Origin of the sequence: Pseudomonas sp. PSPC2-3 (assembly GCF_049898265.1) — a bacterium.
Classification (GTDB): Bacteria; Pseudomonadota; Gammaproteobacteria; order Pseudomonadales; family Pseudomonadaceae; genus Aquipseudomonas; species Aquipseudomonas veronii.
In genome coordinates, this window is record NZ_JAFCXJ010000005.1 from 134,725 (window position 1) to 151,672 (window position 16,948).

The following is a 16,948-nucleotide window of genomic DNA, read 5'->3' on the forward strand; positions in this document are numbered from 1 at the left end:
GTCATTGAGGCTTTTCGCCTTTTTTAGGCGCTGGAGCCGCGGCGAACCAGCTTGCCATAATTGAGCCTCACTTGAGGAGTCTCAATCATGGATACATCCATCCGTCGCGGGTCGTGGGAAATGGTCGCCGCCATGCTGATCTCGGGCACCATTGGCTGGTTTGTACTGGTGTCGGGCGTATCGGTGCTCGAAGTGGTGTTCTGGCGCTGCGTGATCGGGGCGCTGACATTATTGCTGGTGTGCGCGCTGCTCGGGTATCTGCGCCGGGACTTGCTCAGTTGGGCCGGGCTCGGCCTGGCGATGCTCAGCGGAGTGGCCATTGTCGGCAACTGGTTGCTGCTGTTCGAATCGTATTCCCGCGCGTCCATCGCCATCAGTACTGCGGTGTACAACGTGCAGCCGTTCATGTTGGTGATGCTGGCGGCGCTGTTTCTCGGTGAAAAGCTCAGCGTGCCGAAGCTGGCGTGGCTGAGTGTGGCATTCCTCGGGATGCTGGCGATTGTCAGCGCCCATGGCAATCAGCCAACCGGCGACGATTACCTGGCCGGTATCGCCCTGGCCCTCGGCGCGGCGTTTCTGTATGCGCTTGCCGCGCTGATCATCAAGCGCCTGAAGGCAGTACCGCCGCATTTGATCGCGCTGATCCAGGTCACGACCGGTGCGTTGTTACTGGCACCGCTGGTGCCGTGGCACAGTCTGCCGGTGGCGCACAACGCCTGGGCGGCCTTGTTGACGCTCGGGGTGGTACACACCGGTTTGATGTATGTGTTGCTGTACGGGGCGATCCAGAAGTTGCCGACGGCCATCACCGGCGCGTTGTCGTTTATCTACCCGATTGCGGCGATTCTGGTCGACTGGATTGCCTTCGGGCATCGCCTGGGTTGGCTGCAATGGCTGGGTGTCGCCGCGATTCTGTTGGCTGCCGCCGGTTTGCAAAGGGGCTGGTGGTGGCGCCCCAAAGCTGTGGTGCAAGTGCAGTGATCGAGAGCGAGCGCGCCGTTGCAGCGCGCCCGCGGTTCGATCAATGCGGCGCGCGCGGGATGGTCTTGAGCAGATCGTCCGGGCTGATGTAGCCGACCACGCTGCCTGGCTGCGGCAACCCGAGGATGTGCCCCTTGATCTTGCCCACCACATGCATTTCGCAAGGCTTGCAGTCGAATTTCAGGGTCAGCACTTCATCGCCATGGATCAACTGCATCGGCGCAACCTTGGTCTTCACCCCCGTCACGCCCTTGGCCTGTTTGGGGCAGAGGTTGAACGAGAAACGCAGGCAGTGCTTGGTGATCATCACCGGCACTTCACCGGTTTCTTCGTGGGCTTCGAAGGCCGCGTCGATCAGTTTCACGCCGTGGCGGTGGTAGAAATCCCGGGCCTTCTGGTTATACACGTTGGCCAGGAACGACAGGTGCGCTTCCGGGTACACCGGCGGCGGGCTGGTTTCGGCCTTGCGCCCACCATGCGGGTGAGCGTCGATGCGCGCCGCTGTCAGCGCTTCGATCACTTCACGGCGCGCGGCCTTGAGCTGCGAGTTGGGGATGAAGAACGCCTGCGGCGCATCCAGCTCGATGGCGGTGGCGTGGTATTCGGTGGTGCCCAGTTGGCCGAGCAGGTCACGCAGGGTGTCCAGCGCCTGTTCCGGCTTGTTGGCCGCGCCGAACGGGCCGGGCAGGGCGACGCTGGCGGTGATGCCTTCTTCGCTGGTGGCGTTCAGCTCCAGGCGCTCTTCGCGCAGTCGGGCGACCCACGACAGGCCGATCCGGCGCTCGGCGGAGGTTTTGAGCAGCGCCTGTTGCCAGTTGTGGTCGAGGTTGCGGTTCAGCGGGTGGTTGGGGCGCAACTGATGCAGGCCGGCCGGCATTTCGTTCGGCTCGACGCGATAGCGGTAGCGCTTCTCGCCGTCTTCCTCGAACTCGCCCTTGGCCTCGGCGATATTGGCGCGGAAACCCACCACTTCACGCTTGACCAGCACATTCAGGCCGTCGCCGTTGGACAGCGGCTCATGGGTGATCACTTGCAGGTCGCGTTTGCCGGCTTTTTCCACCACGCCCACCGGCAGGCCGGTGAAGGTCGGGGTGTCGAAGGCGCCGATGTCGATCTTGCGGTCGCTGACGAAATAGTCGGTGCTGCCCCGGTGGAAGGTCTTTTCCGGGTCGGGCAGGAAGAAATGCGCGGTCCGGCCGCTGGAAGCGCGGGCCAGGTCGGGGCGGTCTTCGAGGATCTCGTCGAGGCGCTGGCGGTAATAGGCGGTGATGTTCTTCACATAGCCCATGTCCTTGTAGCGCCCTTCGATCTTGAACGAGCGAACACCGGCATCGACCAGGGCGCGCAGGTTGGCGCTCTGGTTGTTGTCTTTCATCGACAGCAGGTGCTTTTCAAAGGCGACGACGCGGCCTTGATCGTCTTTGAGGGTGTACGGCAGGCGGCACGCCTGGGAACAGTCGCCGCGGTTGGCGCTGCGGCCGTTCTGCGCGTGGGAGATATTGCACTGCCCGGAGAACGCCACGCACAGGGCGCCGTGGATGAAGAACTCGATAGCGGCATCGGTTTCATCGGCAATGGCGCGGATTTCCTGCAGGTTCAGCTCGCGGGCCAATACCAGCTGCGAGAAGCCTGCCTGGTCGAGAAACTTGGCGCGGCCCAGGGTGCGGATGTCGGTCTGGGTGCTGGCGTGCAGCTCGATCGGCGGGATATCCAGCTCCATCACGCCCAGGTCTTGCACGATCAACGCGTCGACGCCAGCGTCGTAGAGCTGATGGATCAGCTTGCGCGCCGGTTCCAGTTCGTTGTCATGCAAGATGGTGTTGAGGGTGGTGAAGACGCGGGCGTGGTAGCGCCGGGCGAATTCGACCAACTGCGCGATATCGCTGACCTCGTTGCAGGCGTTGTGGCGGGCGCCGAAGCTTGGGCCGCCGATGTAGATGGCGTCGGCGCCATGCAGGATGGCCTCGCGCGCGATGGCGACATCGCGGGCAGGGCTGAGCAATTCCAGGTGATGCTTGGGCAAGGACATAGTTTTTTTAGTCAGGCTTGTCACGGTCGAGGCGCGCATTGTAGCCGTGAAACGCCTGACCGGCACCTACCGCAGGGCCGCCGGCGGGCTTGGCCTGCAAGGTGCCAGGCCAATGACGGGTGTTTCAATCGACGCGGGTTCAGGCCTTGGCGGCCATCGCGGTGACTTCCACGCGCATGCCTTCCACCGCCAGGGCCGCCACGCCAACTGCGGCACGCACCGGCCACGGCTTGGCGAAGAAGCGCTTGTAGACCTCGTTGAACGCCGCGCGGTCGGCCATGTCGGTCAGGTAGATGGTCAGGTGCATCACCCGGTCCATGGAACTGCCGGCGCGTTCAAGGGCGACTTTCAGGGCTTGCAGCGTGCATTCGCTTTGCGCGGTGATGTCGCCCAGTTCCAGGCTGCCGTCGGCGCGGGTCGGGATCTGGGTGGAGACCAGGATGCCGTTGAAGCCGATCACGTCGGAGGAAATCGAGTCGGCATCCGGATCAGGGGTGAAGGACAGGTCGTGGTTGGCCATGACGTTCTCTTGGCAGGGAAAAGGGCCGCCAATTTAAACACAGAGGGGCGCGAGGATCAGTACTCTTCGGCGTTGCAGGCGTGGCGAGCGACGGGTATTTGACGTCAAATGATATTTATTTTTCATCGGTCAAGTCCGGTATTTATTGGCCGATAGTGCAGGAGATAACCCCCGATTCCACGCACGGCTGAGGCTACGTCATGTTCAATCACACACTAAAAACAGAACTGGCGGCCAGGAGGGCCGAAGTCGCTGAATACCAAGGATTGATTGCCGCGCTTGAGCGCTCCATGGCCGTGGTCGAATTCGACCTCAATGGCAAGGTGTTGCGCGCCAATGACAACTTTATGAAAACCCTGGGTTACAGCAGCGCTCAATTGGCCGGCAAGACCCACCGTGATTTTTGCCCGTCGGCGCTGACCAGCAGCCCTGCCTATGCCGAGTTCTGGCAGGAACTCAGGGCCGGCAAGTTCGTCTCGGGCACATTCAAGCGCGTGGACGCCCACGGCAAGATCATCTGGCTGGAGGCCAGCTACAACCCGGTGCTGGATGAGCGTGGCCAGGTCGTGAAAGTGGTCAAGTACGCCCTCGACGTCACGCGCAAAGTGGAGCAGGAGGCGGCGACCCGCAGCAAGCTGGCTGCGCTGGACCGGGCGATGGCGGTGATCGAGTTCGACTTGAACGGGCAAGTGCTCGATGCCAACGAGAATTTCCTCGCGGTCATGGGGTATTCACTGACGGAACTCAAAGGCAAACATCACCGTATGTTTTGCGAGCCGGCCCAGGTCAACAGCCCTGAGTACGCCGACTTCTGGCGGCGCTTGAACAATGGTGAATTCTTCACCGGGCAATTCAAGCGTATCGGCAAGCACGGCCGCGTGGTGTGGTTGGAGGCGAGTTACAACCCGGTGTATGACGGCGACGGCAAGCTGATCAAAATCGTCAAGTTCGCCAGCGACATCAGCGAGCGCGTCGAGAAGTTCGAGGAGGATTCACGCGGTGCTTCCCGCGCTTACCATATCTCCTCGGAAACCGAGCGATTCGCCGAACATGGCACCCAGGTGATCCACGAAACCGCCAGTGAAATGCGCCGCATTGCCGAAAACATCGGCGCCTCCGCACGTCTGGTGGGGCAACTGGGTGATCGTTCCGAGCAGATCACTGCGATCGTCAATACCATTCGCGGTATTGCCGACCAGACCAACCTGCTGGCGCTCAACGCCGCCATCGAGGCCGCGCGCGCGGGCGATCAGGGCCGTGGTTTTGCGGTGGTGGCCGATGAGGTCAGGCAACTGGCGGGGCGCACCAGCCGTTCGACGGCCGAGATTGCCGAGATGATCGGCCTGATTCTGTCGGAAACCCGTGACGCGGTCGCCAGCATGAGCGCGACCCAGGAAGGCGCGCAACGTGGCGTCAGCCTGGCCGACCAGGCGGGTTCGGTGATTCTGCAGATCCGCACCAGCACCAGCGATGCGGTGCAAGCCGTGAGCATGTTTGCGTCAAAGCTGGATGAGTCGGAGGTGGTTCCGAAAACCGCTGTCGGCTGGGTCGGCTAGACGCGCACCCGGGGTCAGTCTCACTCCTCTACATCCATGAACTCTTTGGCCCAGGCCACGTAGCTCTCCGGCAGGGTGTAGGTGTGAGTAAGCTCGGTGGCACTGAGGTTCGAGGTGCTGTGGGTGAGCTGACGTTGGGCGCGCAGGCTGTCGTAGGTGGCCTTGATCGCCGCGAAGTAGGCGCCGTGGCCGGCCACCACGATGCGTACTCCCAGGCTTGCCAGGCGCTGGCTGTCATTGAGTTTCGGGTTGCCGTAGGTCACCAGCATCAAGGGCACCGTGAGTTGTTGCGCAATCTGCTCAAGGTGCTCGAAGTCGCTGACACCCACCATGCAGATCCCATCGGCACCGGCTTTTTCATAGGCCAGGGTGCGTTCGATCACGGCCTCGGTCGGCAACACCTTCGCGTTAGTGCGGGCGATGATGGACAGCTCGGGGTCGACCCGTGCTTCAAGGGCGGCCCTGACTTTGCCGATGCCTTCCTCGATGGAAATCAGATCGGTCGATTTGCGCCCGAACTGCGCCGGCAACAGCGTGTCTTCAATCGTCAGTGCCGCTACGCCTGCGCGTTCCAGCTCCGCGACGGTACGCATGACATTCAGGGCATTGCCATAGCCGTGGTCGGCATCGGCAATCACCGGCAACTGCGCAACGCGGCCGATCCGGGTGGCCTGTTCAGCGAACTCACTCAAGGTGATCAACGCAAAATCAGGTGCCGCCAGTACCTGCAGCGAAGCGACCGAGCCCCCCAGAATGCCGACCTCGAAGCCCAGGTCGGCGGCGATACGCGCCGACATCGGGTCGAACACAGAGGCCGTCTCAACGCACAGTGGCGTAGCAAGCAGTTCACGGAAATTACGACGCAGGGCTGAGTGGGACACTTTGGGCATGATCTTTCCTGGTTCTGGTCATTGTCGACTGACGATCAATGCCTATTCATAGTCGTAAGAGATTACCACGCCACAAAACCCAGGATTATGACGTTTGAGAATGGGCTATGCCCACCGCACATACGGTGGGCGCGAGGTGTGCGCCGTTCAGTCGGCAGGCTGGCTAAGCAGGTTGAAATGACAGGCGCTGCCACCGCGTCGTTTAGCCTGGTACATCGCGTCGTCGGCCCGTGCGAGCAGTTGCTCGACGCTTGCCCCGTCCCATGGATACAGGCTGATGCCGACGCTGATGTGTGTGTTCAGGCGGTGGGCATCGATCATGAACGGCTGGTTGATCGCGCCGATCAATTTATCGGCCAACACCTCGACCTGCCTGGCGTGGTCCATGCCGGTCACCAGGATCGCAAATTCATCGCCGCTCAAACGGCCGACGACATCGGACCTGCGCACCGACTGGCTGAGGCGTTCGGCCACCGCCACCAGCAATTTGTCGCCGCACGCATGCCCATGGGTGTCGTTGACCGCTTTGAAACGGTCCAGGTCGATAAACATCAACGCCAGCGGCTGTTGCTGCTGGGTGGCATGACTCATCGCTTGATTGAGCAGGCTCAGAAACAGGCTGCGGTTGGGCAAGCCGGTCAGTCCGTCATGGAACGCCAGTTGTTGCATGCGCGCACGTTCTTCGTCCATCACCTTGAAGTTGTGCAGGATCGCGATGAAGTGCGTGACCACGCCCTGCGGGTCGAGCACCGGGGTAATGACCTGATTGATCGTACAGTTGGAGCCGTCCTTGCGGCGCTCGACCATCTCACCCTGCCAGGTCAGGCCCGCCATGATGGTCATCCACAGCTCTCGATAGAACGTGGTGGTTTGCCGTCCCGACGACAAAAGGTGCGGGGTTTTACCGACCAGCTCCAGCTTCGAATAGCCACTCAACAGGCTGAACGCTCGGTTGATCCACACAATGCAACCCGATCTCTCGGTGATCAGCACCGGGTTTGTCGCCGCGTCCAACGCCCTCACCAACACTTGCTGCTCATCTTCGATCATGGTGCCCTCCGACGGAGCCGGTGACGCTGCAAGTCTTGATGCAGGCTAGGGGCAAGGGGCCCGGCGGCTGTTGATGAAAATCAACTTTTGCGGGCACCAACTGATAAAGATCAAGTAGCCGCTGAGCCGGAACGCTCAATCTGAAGGCCTATCCACCGAATCAGATGGCCGCGTGCCGAGGTGCCCCCATGTTGCAGACTCAGCGTTTACTGTTGATTGCCCCTTCGTCCATGACCCGCACACCGGCGTTCGATCGTGCAGCTGCCTTGGCGCGCGCGATGCAGTTGCCGTTGCATATCGTGGCATTCGACTATTTGCAGGCCCTGGCGATCGCCGGGCTGTTTGCGCCCGAACAGATCAATCGGGCCCGGGAAGGGTACCTGGACACCCATCGCCACTGGCTCGCCGAGCAGGCCGAGGTGATGCGCCAGCGCGGGGTCGAGGTCACCAGCGAAGTAGTCTGGGTGCATCATCCTTATGAGGAAATCCTGCATTTCGTCAACGAGATGTCGCTGGCCCTGATCATCAAGGATGCCGAGGAAGAGCCGGCGTTGAAACGGGTGTTCTTCACCCCGCTGGATTGGCAACTGCTGCGCGACTGCCCGGTGCCGGTGCATCTGGTCACCGACTCGCGCCACCCGTTGCCACGCAAGGTGCTGGCGATTGTCGATGTGTTGCGCAGCGAGGAGCAGGACCAGATCTTCAACGACCAGATTGTCGAAGCGGCGGTCAAGCTGGCCGCGCAATGCCAGGCCCAGCTCGAGTTGCTGCATGTGTACGACTGGGCCGCGGTGTATGCCAAGGACATGGGCTTCGGCGCGGTGCCCCTGGCCGCCGGGCTCTATGAGTCGTTGAATGAAGCCCAGCATGAGGCGTTTGCCGCGTTGGCCGAGCGCCAGGGGATTCCCGTCGAGCATCGGCACTTTATCGAGGGCACGCCGCTCTTCAACATTTGCGACTTCGCCCGCGATCACCAGATCGACATCATCGTCATGGGCACCGTGCAGCACTGGGGCTTGAACAAGCTGTTGGGCACTACCGCCGAAAGCCTGCTGCACCACGCGCCGTGCAGCATGTGGGCGATCAAACCGACGCGCAGTTGATGAAGGATTGAACCTGGCGCCAGGACCAACCGGTGCCCGACGAGGTGCGAAATGAGCCAATATCAACGTCTGTTGCTGATCACCGACCGTTCGTTGTATCACTCCCCGGCGCTGCTGCGCGCGGTGGCCCTGGCCAAGGCCAGCGGCGCGGCGCTCGATATCAGGGCGTTTATCGAACCTGCGCCGATCATTCATTTGTGGGAAGAACACGTCGATGAGTCGGCTTTTCAGGACTACCTGCACCGCTATCGCGATTGGCTGATCGACGAAGTCCAGCGCCTGGGCGGTAACGGGCTGAAGGTGACGGTTGAATTGCTCTTCACCACCCACCCTGTGCTGGAGATCCTGCGCACGATCGCCGATCTGAACCCGGACCTGGTGATCAAGGACGTGAAGCTGGAGCCGGTTCTCAAGCGCATATTCATCACCCCGCTCGATTGCCACCTGCTGCGCGAGTGCCCGACACCCCTGCATCTGGTGAGCCAGGCGCGCTACGGTTTGCCCCATCGCGTGGTGGCGGCCGTCGATCCGTTCGAGCCCGGCACGCAGATCAGCGGTCTGAACGACACCATCATTCAGTGCGCCTACTCCATGGCCCTGCAATGCGATGCGCCGCTGCATCTGTTGTACGCCTATGACCTGTCACCGGCATTCAACGGTGATGCGCCGATGGCCATGGGCGGTTGGAACGTGGACTTCGCCGAAGAGCTGCGCCAGTCGTTGCACCAGGCGTTCGTGACCTTGGCCGACCGTTATGGCGTACCGCCGGAAAGACGGCACTTTGTCATGGGCCAGCCAGTGCCGGTGATTCAGGAGTTTGTCGAGCAATTCCAGGCCGACGTGGTGGTCATGGGGACTGCTCACCGGGTCGGGCTCGACCGACTGATCGGCAGCAACACCGAACGGGCGCTGTATTCGGTGCCGGGCAGCATTTTAGCGATCCGCCAGCCGGGAAGCGACGTCAAGGGCTAGCCTGGGCTCTGATCCTTTATTGACAAAGGTCAGAGGCAGGGCGGGCTCACGCCGGATACTGAAAATGTGCGTTGTTGATTTCTTACCGCGATGAATCGAGGGGAAACACCATGAACCGCTACCTGTCCGTTTCACTGTTGGCGCTGGTATTGGCAACGTCCGCCGGGTGCAGTCAACATGTCAAGGAACTTGAGGCTCGCCTGGACTCCGCGGAAAACAATGCCGCCACGGCGCGCCTGCGCGCTGACGAAGCCTACCTCAAGGCGGAGCAGGCGATGGCGCTGGCCAACCAGGCCCAGCGCACCGCTGACGAAGCCAACGAAAGAGCGATCCATATGCTGACCAGCGCGACCCGCAAATAGCCGCTGCTGCGTGTTATGGGGTCAGCACGATCGCGCCGTTGAACTGCCCGCTGCGCAGGTGCGCGAGTGCCTGATTGGCGTCTTCCAGGGCGAAGCGGGTGATGTCGCAGTGGACCGGCGTGTGCTGCACGGTTTGAAAGAACGCCGTGCCGTCCTGTCGGGTCAGGTTCGCCACTGAACGCACGCTGCGCTCGCCCCATAGCAGTCGATAGGGGAAGGCCGGAATATCGCTCATGTGAATCCCGGCGCAAATCACACAGCCGCCCTTGACGGTGGCGGCCAATGCCAGCGGTACAAGCGCTCCGACCGGGGCGAATATCAGGCTGGCATCCAGCAGGTGCGGCGGCAGTTGGTCCGAAGGCCCGGCCCACACGGCGCCCAATGAGCGTGCATAGGCCTGGCCTGCGCTGTCACCCGGGCGGGTGAACGCGTACACCTGTTGCCCGCGGCCCAGCGCCACCTGGATCGCCAGATGGGCGGCCGCACCGAAGCCGTAAAGCCCCAGGTGGGCGGCGTCGGCGGCCATTTGCAAGGCGCGAAAGCCGATCAGGCCGGCACACAACAGGGGCGCGGCTTGAACGTCCGACAGTGTGTCGGGAATCGGCAGGCAGAAGCGTTCGTCCGCCACCGTGTATTCAGCGTAGCCGCCGTCCAGATTGCAGCCGGTGAACAGCGCCTGATCGCAGAGGTTTTCCCGGCCCGATCGACAGAAAGCGCACTCGCCGCAGGTCCAGCCGAGCCACGGCACCCCGACGCGGCGGCCGATCCAGTCAGCCCCGACCGTGGCGCCCACGGCCGTCACTTCACCGACGATTTCATGGCCTGGCACCCGTGGCAGTTGCGCTTGCGGCAACTCGCCGTCGACCAGGTGCAGGTCGGTGCGGCACACGCCACAGGCCAGGACCTTGATCAACAGCTGCCCGCTTCCGGGTGCCGGGATCGGGCGCTGCTCCAGTTGCAGCGGTTGGCCGGGGGTGTGCAGAACCATCGCACGCATGACGAATCTCCAGGTGTTCGGGCGGTAATGCTAGATCGGTCGGCGGCAGCCCGCGACCAGACGCTTGAGACCTTCCAGGTCCAGGATCGTGACGTTGCGGCCGACGATCTGCGCCAACCCCTGGTCGCGCAGGTGCGCGATGCCGCGGCAGATGGTTTCCAGGCGCAAGCCCAGGTAGGAACCGATTTCCTCACGGCGCATTTTCAGCACAAAGTGCCTGGCCGAATACCCGCGGGAGCTGAAGCGTTGCGACAGGTTCAGCAGGAACGCGGCCAGGCGTTCATCCGAGCTCATGTTGCCCATCAGCATCAGCAGGGTGTGATCCTGCACGATTTCACGGCTCAGCAGCCGCGTGAGGTTGTGCTGCAGCGACGGAAGGTTACGCGCCAGGCTCTCCAGATGGGCGAAGTGGATGGGGCAGACCTCACTGTCCTCAAGGGCGACCGCCGTGCAGGCGTGTGCATCGTCACTGATGGCGTCCAGGCCGAGCATATCGCCGGAGAGTTGAAAACCGGTCACTTGTTCACGGCCATCGACAGACACGATGCCGGTCTTGAACGAGCCGGTGCGAACCGTATACAGCGAACGCAAGGGGTCGCCGGTACGGAATAAAGCTGCGCCTTTTTTGACCTTGAAGCGTTGCACCACCAACGCATCCAAGTGGGACACGTCCGGACTATCGAGGCCGATCGGCAAGCTGCATGCCGACACGCCGCAACCGGAACATGCCGTTTTGGGGGGGATTACCGGTCTGGGGCAGGAGGTGTGCGGTAGCACCGTCGAGCGACCGACTAAACGCAGGTGATGGGCATTCATGCATGCGCTCCGTCCAGGCATGTGCCTGAGTGATAGAGAGAACGAGGAAAATGCGCTGCCAGCGCTTTTGCTCAATATCCCGAGCTCCTGTTTCAATTGAGCTTCAGCGCCGGCTTTAAGACTTGATATACATCAAGCCTCGCGCAGTTGAGGCACCCAGAATCGACGAACGACAATCCACGGGTCGAGCCTTGACGGAGGGGTGTATGAGCGATTTTTTGAGTGCAGAGGAGCTGGAAGGGCTGGACGCGTATTGGCGGGCGTCCAATTACCTGGCGGTTGGGCAGATCTACCTCAAGAGCAACCCGTTGTTACAGACACCCTTGACCCTGGCGCACATCAAACCGCGCCTGTTGGGGCATTGGGGCACCACGCCGGGGCTGAATCTGCTCTATACGCACCTCAATCGGCTGATCAACCAGTACGACTTGAACATGCTCTTTGTCGCCGGCCCCGGGCATGGCGGGCCGGCGGTGGTCGCGCAGACCTACCTGGAAGGCACCTACACCGAGTGTTATCCCTCGGTGGAGCGCAATGCCAATGGCCTGCTGCGGCTGTTTCGGCAGTTTTCCTGGCCCTATGGGATTTCCAGCCACGTTTCGGCGCAAATCCCAGGCTCGATCCATGAAGGCGGCGAGCTGGGTTACTGCCTGGCGCACGCCTATGGCGCGGTCTTCGATAACCCGGACCTGATCGTCGCCTGCGTGATCGGCGACGGCGAGGCCGAAACCGGCCCGCTGGCCGCCAGCTGGCACTCCAACAAATTCATCAACCCCGCGCGCGATGGGGCAGTGCTGCCGATCCTGCACCTCAACGGCTACAAGATCGCCAACCCCACGGTCCTGTCCAGGATCAGCGAAGATGAACTGTCGGCGCTGTTGTATGGCTATGGTTACGATGCGTACTTCGTCGAAGGCGATGACCCGGCGCAGGTGCATCAGGAGCTTGCCCGCACCCTTCACACCATGCTGCTGAAAATCCGCGAGATTCAGCACGCGGCGCGCCAGCCCCGGCGGGCCGAGACGCCGGAGCGCCAGCTGTGGCCGGTGCTGGTATTGCGCACGCCCAAGGGCTGGACCGGGCCGAAATTTGTCGATGGCTGTCGGGTCGAAGGCACCTGGCGTGCCCACCAAGTGCCGTTGGCCAACTTTCAGGCGCCGGGGCATGTGCAGCAGCTGGCGGAATGGCTGAACAGCTACCGTCCCGACGAACTGTTCGATGCCGACGGTGCCTTGCTCCCGGAAATCGCTGCGCTGGCGCCCACCGGGCACCGCCGCATGAGCGCCAACCCGCACGCCAACGGCGGGCTGGTATTACGCACGCTCGACTTGCCACGCTTTACCGACTACGCGGTAGCCCTGCCGGCCCCCGGTTGCCTGCGTGCCGAGGCGACCCGGGTATTGGGCAGCTTTTTGCGCGACGTGATGAAAAACGCACAGGGCGCTGCCAACTTCCGCCTGTTCGGCCCGGATGAAACCGCCTCCAATCGCCTGGACGCCGTGTACGAGGTCAGCGCCAAAGCGTGGATGGACCCGTTGGAGGCCGACGACGTGAACCTGGCGGCGGATGGCCGGGTCATGGAGATTCTCAGCGAACACGTGTGTGAGGGCTGGCTCGAAGGCTACCTGCTCACCGGGCGTCATGGCCTGCTGTCGTGTTACGAAGCGTTCATCCATATCGTCGATTCGATGGTCAACCAGCATGCCAAGTGGCTGAAAACTGCGGCCGACGTGCCCTGGCGCAAGCCGCTGGCGTCGCTCAACCTGCTGCTGACGTCCCATGTCTGGCGCCAGGACCACAACGGGTTCTCTCATCAAGACCCCGGCTTCATCGACCTGGTGGCGAACAAGAAGTCCGACGTGGCGCGCATCTACCTGCCGCCGGATGCCAACTGCCTGCTGTCGGTGGCGGATCACTGCCTGCGCAGCCGCAATTACATCAATGTCATCGTGGTGGGCAAGCAGCCGGAGTGGCAGTGGCTGGATATCGACGCGGCCGTGCGCCATTGCCTGGCAGGCATCGGCCGCTGGGACTGGGCCTGCCGCGATGATCAGGAGCCGGACGTGGTCATGGCTTGCGCCGGCGACGTACCGACCCTGGAGACTCTGGCCGCCGTGACATTGCTGCGCGAATACGTGCCGGATCTGCGGGTCAGGGTCATCAATGTGGTGGACCTGATGGTGCTGCAGTCGTCATCGCAGCATCCCCATGGCCTGGCGGATGCCGCCTTCGATGAGTTGTTCACCACCGACAAACCGGTGATCTTTGCCTTCCACGGCTACCCGGCGCTGGTGCATCGGCTGCTGTACAAGCGCACCAATCACGACAACTTCCATGTGCGCGGCTTCATAGAGGAGGGCGCCACCACCACCCCGTTCGATATGGCGGTGATCAACAACCTGGATCGCTACCGGTTGGCGTTGGACGTCATCGAACGCGTGCCCCGGTTGCACGAGCAACGCCACACCGCGCAGGCGCGCTACTGGGCGATGATGGAGAAACACAAGCTGTACCTGATCGAACACGGCGAAGACCTGCCCGAGGTGCTGAACTGGCAATGGACCCCGGCCGGCTAGGGGCTACTTGTTCTTCCAGTACTTCTGCATTTCCAGGAACAGAAACGACGCCGTCCACGTGATCAGCACCAGACCGGTCAGCGCTTGCAGGCCGGTCAGGAACTTGATGTGGCCCATGGGGGTGATGTCGCCGAAACCGATGGTGGTGTAGGTCGTGAAGGAAAAGTACACGCAGTCCATGAACGAGCCATCGAACTGGCCCGACAGGCTGCCCCACTCGCCGTCGCGTGTCATCAGGTAATAGACCAGGGCGAAGCACCAGACTTCGATCGCGTGGGCGAGTAGGGCACCGAATACTCCGATGACCATCCTGAAGCGGCTCCAAACCTTGAGCCGCGGCAACCAGTCGTTCAGGCGCAACAGGCATTCGTAATGAATGACCACGGCGATGATGACCACCAGCGTATTAATCAGCGTGACGGCCAGCATGGCGAGCCTCAGTGCGTGGTTTCAGGGCGACGCTCAACCTGCGGCGACCGGCACGGGTTTCATCGGCAGCAGCGCGGGGAAGTCCTCTGGGGTCAGGCTTTCCTTTTCCATCAACAGGTGCGCGCCGGCCTCCAGGTCGGCGCGATGTGCCTGGAGTAGGCTCTTGGCGCGGGCGTAGGCCTCGTCGAGCAGGCCGCGTATACACAGGTCGACCTCCCTGGCGGTCTGTTCCGAATAATCTTTCTGCCCCGTACTCTGCATCTGCTCACCCAGGTAGGTCATGTTTTGTCGCTCCAGCACCGACTGCCCCAGTTCGGCGCTCATGCCGAAGCGGGTCACCAACTGCCGGGCGATATCCGTCGCACGGGCCAGGTCATCGGCGGCCCCGGTGGACGTCTGAGCATATATCAGAAATTCGGCGGCGCGGCCGGCCATCAGCACGACGATGCGGTCCTTGAGCATCTGGCAACTGATCAGGAAGTGGTCCTCCGTCGGGCGCTGCAGCGTGTAGCCCAACGAGCCAATGGCGCGCGGCACGATGGACACCTTGTGTACCGGGTCCATGGCCGGCAGGTGGCTCGCCGCCAGTGCATGGCCCATCTCGTGGTACGCCACCACCTGGCGTTCTTCGGGGCGCAGCACGCTGCTCTTGCGTTCGATGCCCGCGATCAGGCGTTCCACGGCCGCGGTGAAGTCGTCCAGGCCGACCGTGTCGGCGCCACGGCGGGTGGCGACAATCGCCGCTTCGTTGACCAGGTTCGCCAGGTCGGCGCCGGTGAAACCGGTGGTGATGTCGGCAATGCGCTCGCTGTCGAGGGCCTTGTCCACGGTGATTTTCTGCAGGTGGACCTTGAGAATCGCCTGCCGCCCCTTGCGGTCAGGGCGATCGATCAACACCTGGCGGTCGATCCGGCCGGCGCGCAGCAGCGCCGGGTCGAGAATCTCCGGGCGATTGGTCGCAGCGAGCAGCACCACGCCCTCGCGGGGATCGAAGCCGTCCAGTTCGGCCAGGAGCTGGTTGAGGGTCTGTTCCTTTTCGTCATTGCCGCCCATTACACCGACGCCACGCATCTTGCCCAGGGCATCCAGTTCATCGATGAAGATGATGCACGGCGCCGCTTGGCGCGCCTGTTCGAACAGATCGTGGACCCGCGCGGCGCCGACGCCAACGAACATCTCGACGAATTCCGAGCCCGAGATCGAGAAAAACGGCACCCCGGCTTCGCCGGCGATGGCTTTGGCCACCAGGGTCTTGCCGGTGCCCGGCGGACCGACCAGCAGCGTGCCTTTGGGAATATGCGCGCCCAGCCGTGCGTACTTGGCCTTGTCCTTGAGGAACGAGACGATCTCCACCAGTTCGGCCTTGGCTTCGTCGATGCCGGCGACATCCGCGAAGGTGATCCCGGTATCGCGCTGGACAAACACCTTGGCCCGGGACTTGCCGATGTTCATCAGCCCGCCCAGGCCCTGTTTTTCCGCGACGCCGCGAAACAAAAAGTGCCAGACCACCATGATCAGCATAAAAGGCAGCAGCCAACCCAGCAGGCCGCTTAAAAAGGTATTGTCAGTGACCCCGGTGAAGCTCGCGCCCGACTGCGCCAGGCTGGTGGCCAACGTCGGGTCGACCCGCACTGTCGTGAACAGGTTATGGCCGTCGATCGGCACTTGCAGCTTGCCGCTGATCTGGTCTTTCTCGACCTGCAGGTCGCTGACTTTCTGCTCGTTCAGCAACTGCAGAAACTGACTGTACGGGATGCTTTGCACCACGCGGTGTTCCGTCCATAGAAACTGCACAACGGTGAACACGACAAACGCGGTCAGAAAGTAAGACAGGTTCCACTGATGGTTCTTTTTCATGACCTTGACTCAAAAAAGGGCACGCAAGGCAGACACAAACGTTGAATGCCCCAGTCGGCGCACTGGAGCACGCATCACCTCAGGCGAGCAGCAGGTGATCTTCCACCCGCGTGACGCCCGGCACCGACCAGGCCGCCCGTTCTACGAGCTTGCGCTCGCGCCACAGGTGAACCTTGCCGTCGAGCCGGACCACATCACCGTCGACCCTGACATGAATATCCTTGGCGTCCACTTCAGCATTGCGTTTGAGCGCATCTTCGATGCGTTTGCGGATATCGACGATGTCTACCCGCGGGCTCAGGGTCAGCCGATTATCCACCCCAAGCACGCCGGACAGCTTGCGCACCGCCTTCTCTACGGTTTCTTTCTGGTACTGCCAGTCGACTTGGCCTTCGAGGGTGATCCAGCCGTTCTGAACGATGACCTTAACCGCATTCGCCGGTACGTCGGCGCTCCAGTTGATGATGCTCAGGGCGCGGGAGGCGATGGTGTCGTCCGCGGTTCCGGCGCCTTTGTGCAGGCGCACCTGGATCTCCTCGGCGACTGCGCGCACGCCTTTGATGCCTTTTACCGCGCGCTCGGCGCAGACCTTCTGTTCATAGCTACTGACATGTCCGGTGAGCGTGACAACGCCGTTTTCCACGGCAACACCGATGCTGGCTGCATCGATCTGCGGTTGGAATTCAAGCTCTTCCATAATGGCTTTGCGCAAACTCAAGTCGCTCATGATGGTGTCCTCAATCGAATTCGTGGCTGATGACGGGCCGAGAGTGGCCAGTCACTGGTTTCTACGCTCGAACCACGGAAAAT

General features: G+C 62.1%; 14 protein-coding genes and 2 pseudogenes. 7 read left to right on the forward strand and 9 right to left on the reverse strand.

What is annotated here, in order from left to right:
- The first annotated feature begins 87 nt into the window (after positions 1-87).
- On the forward strand, positions 88-981 hold the full coding sequence (locus ACP7E3_RS13240; protein WP_057004079.1) for a DMT family transporter: 894 nt from the start codon (positions 88-90) through the stop codon (positions 979-981).
- Between the two features lie 40 nt (positions 982-1,021).
- Here the strand turns inward: ACP7E3_RS13240 and ACP7E3_RS13245 are convergent, their stop codons facing one another.
- On the reverse strand, positions 1,022-3,010 hold the full coding sequence (locus ACP7E3_RS13245; protein WP_426123315.1) for a peptidase U32 family protein: 1,989 nt from the start codon (positions 3,008-3,010) through the stop codon (positions 1,022-1,024).
- A gap of 139 nt (positions 3,011-3,149) precedes the next feature.
- A complete protein-coding gene (locus tag ACP7E3_RS13250) occupies positions 3,150-3,530 on the reverse strand; it encodes a RidA family protein (protein WP_046383374.1) in 381 nt (126 codons plus the stop codon).
- A 200-nt stretch (positions 3,531-3,730) separates the two neighbouring features.
- On the opposite strand from ACP7E3_RS13250, the pseudogene ACP7E3_RS13255 reads away from it, so the two are divergent.
- Positions 3,731-4,498, forward strand: a pseudogene (locus ACP7E3_RS13255) (PAS domain-containing protein); the annotation flags it as partial.
- Between the two features lie 111 nt (positions 4,499-4,609).
- A pseudogene (locus tag ACP7E3_RS13260) lies at positions 4,610-5,086 on the forward strand (methyl-accepting chemotaxis protein); the annotation flags it as partial.
- 20 nt (positions 5,087-5,106) lie between these two features.
- On the opposite strand, the gene ACP7E3_RS13265 reads toward ACP7E3_RS13260, so the two are convergent.
- Both ACP7E3_RS13265 and ACP7E3_RS13270 read right to left on the reverse strand, forming a co-directional pair.
- On the reverse strand, positions 5,107-5,976 hold the full coding sequence (locus ACP7E3_RS13265; RefSeq protein WP_046383376.1) for an isocitrate lyase/PEP mutase family protein: 870 nt from the start codon (positions 5,974-5,976) through the stop codon (positions 5,107-5,109).
- Positions 5,977-6,123: 147 nt separating this feature from the next.
- Positions 6,124-7,026, reverse strand: coding sequence for a GGDEF domain-containing protein (locus tag ACP7E3_RS13270; RefSeq protein WP_017845750.1), 903 nt, complete (start codon positions 7,024-7,026; stop codon positions 6,124-6,126).
- Between the two features lie 188 nt (positions 7,027-7,214).
- Here ACP7E3_RS13270 and ACP7E3_RS13275 point away from each other — a divergent pair, with 188 nt between their 5' ends.
- The 3 genes from ACP7E3_RS13275 to ACP7E3_RS13285 all read left to right on the forward strand — a co-directional run bounded on the left by ACP7E3_RS13275 (position 7,215) and on the right by ACP7E3_RS13285 (position 9,463).
- Positions 7,215-8,129 (forward strand): universal stress protein, encoded by a 915-nt coding sequence (locus ACP7E3_RS13275; RefSeq protein WP_017845751.1) that lies wholly within the window; start codon positions 7,215-7,217, stop codon positions 8,127-8,129.
- Between the two features lie 51 nt (positions 8,130-8,180).
- On the forward strand, positions 8,181-9,101 hold the full coding sequence (locus ACP7E3_RS13280) for a universal stress protein (protein ID WP_108524062.1): 921 nt from the start codon (positions 8,181-8,183) through the stop codon (positions 9,099-9,101).
- A gap of 110 nt (positions 9,102-9,211) precedes the next feature.
- Positions 9,212-9,463 carry an Lpp/OprI family alanine-zipper lipoprotein gene (locus ACP7E3_RS13285; protein ID WP_017845753.1) on the forward strand — a complete coding sequence of 84 codons (252 nt, stop codon included), beginning with the start codon at positions 9,212-9,214 and terminating at the stop codon, positions 9,461-9,463.
- 13 nt (positions 9,464-9,476) lie between these two features.
- Here the strand turns inward: ACP7E3_RS13285 and ACP7E3_RS13290 are convergent, their stop codons facing one another.
- Together ACP7E3_RS13290 and ACP7E3_RS13295 are read right to left on the reverse strand one after the other, a co-directional pair.
- Positions 9,477-10,460 carry a zinc-dependent alcohol dehydrogenase family protein gene (locus ACP7E3_RS13290; protein WP_057004083.1) on the reverse strand — a complete coding sequence of 328 codons (984 nt, stop codon included), beginning with the start codon at positions 10,458-10,460 and terminating at the stop codon, positions 9,477-9,479.
- Between the two features lie 30 nt (positions 10,461-10,490).
- Positions 10,491-11,276 (reverse strand): helix-turn-helix domain-containing protein, encoded by a 786-nt coding sequence (locus ACP7E3_RS13295; RefSeq protein WP_079443759.1) that lies wholly within the window; start codon positions 11,274-11,276, stop codon positions 10,491-10,493.
- A gap of 206 nt (positions 11,277-11,482) precedes the next feature.
- On the opposite strand from ACP7E3_RS13295, the gene ACP7E3_RS13300 reads away from it, so the two are divergent.
- A complete protein-coding gene (locus tag ACP7E3_RS13300) occupies positions 11,483-13,852 on the forward strand; it encodes a phosphoketolase family protein (RefSeq protein WP_126588370.1) in 2,370 nt (789 codons plus the stop codon).
- Between the two features lie 3 nt (positions 13,853-13,855).
- On the opposite strand, the gene ACP7E3_RS13305 is transcribed toward ACP7E3_RS13300, so the two are convergent.
- The 3 genes from ACP7E3_RS13305 to ACP7E3_RS13315 all read right to left on the reverse strand — a co-directional run bounded on the left by ACP7E3_RS13305 (position 13,856) and on the right by ACP7E3_RS13315 (position 16,865).
- A complete protein-coding gene (locus ACP7E3_RS13305) occupies positions 13,856-14,281 on the reverse strand; it encodes a potassium channel family protein (protein WP_046383380.1) in 426 nt (141 codons plus the stop codon).
- Positions 14,282-14,314: 33 nt separating this feature from the next.
- Complete coding sequence (gene ftsH / locus ACP7E3_RS13310) at positions 14,315-16,138, reverse strand: ATP-dependent zinc metalloprotease FtsH (protein ID WP_057004085.1); 1,824 nt, start codon at positions 16,136-16,138, stop codon at positions 14,315-14,317.
- Positions 16,139-16,217: 79 nt separating this feature from the next.
- The gene (locus ACP7E3_RS13315) at positions 16,218-16,865 is read right to left on the reverse strand and encodes a BON domain-containing protein (RefSeq protein WP_017845759.1); all 648 of its coding nucleotides are present in this window, start codon (positions 16,863-16,865) and stop codon (positions 16,218-16,220) included.
- Positions 16,866-16,948: the final 83 nt, after the last annotated feature.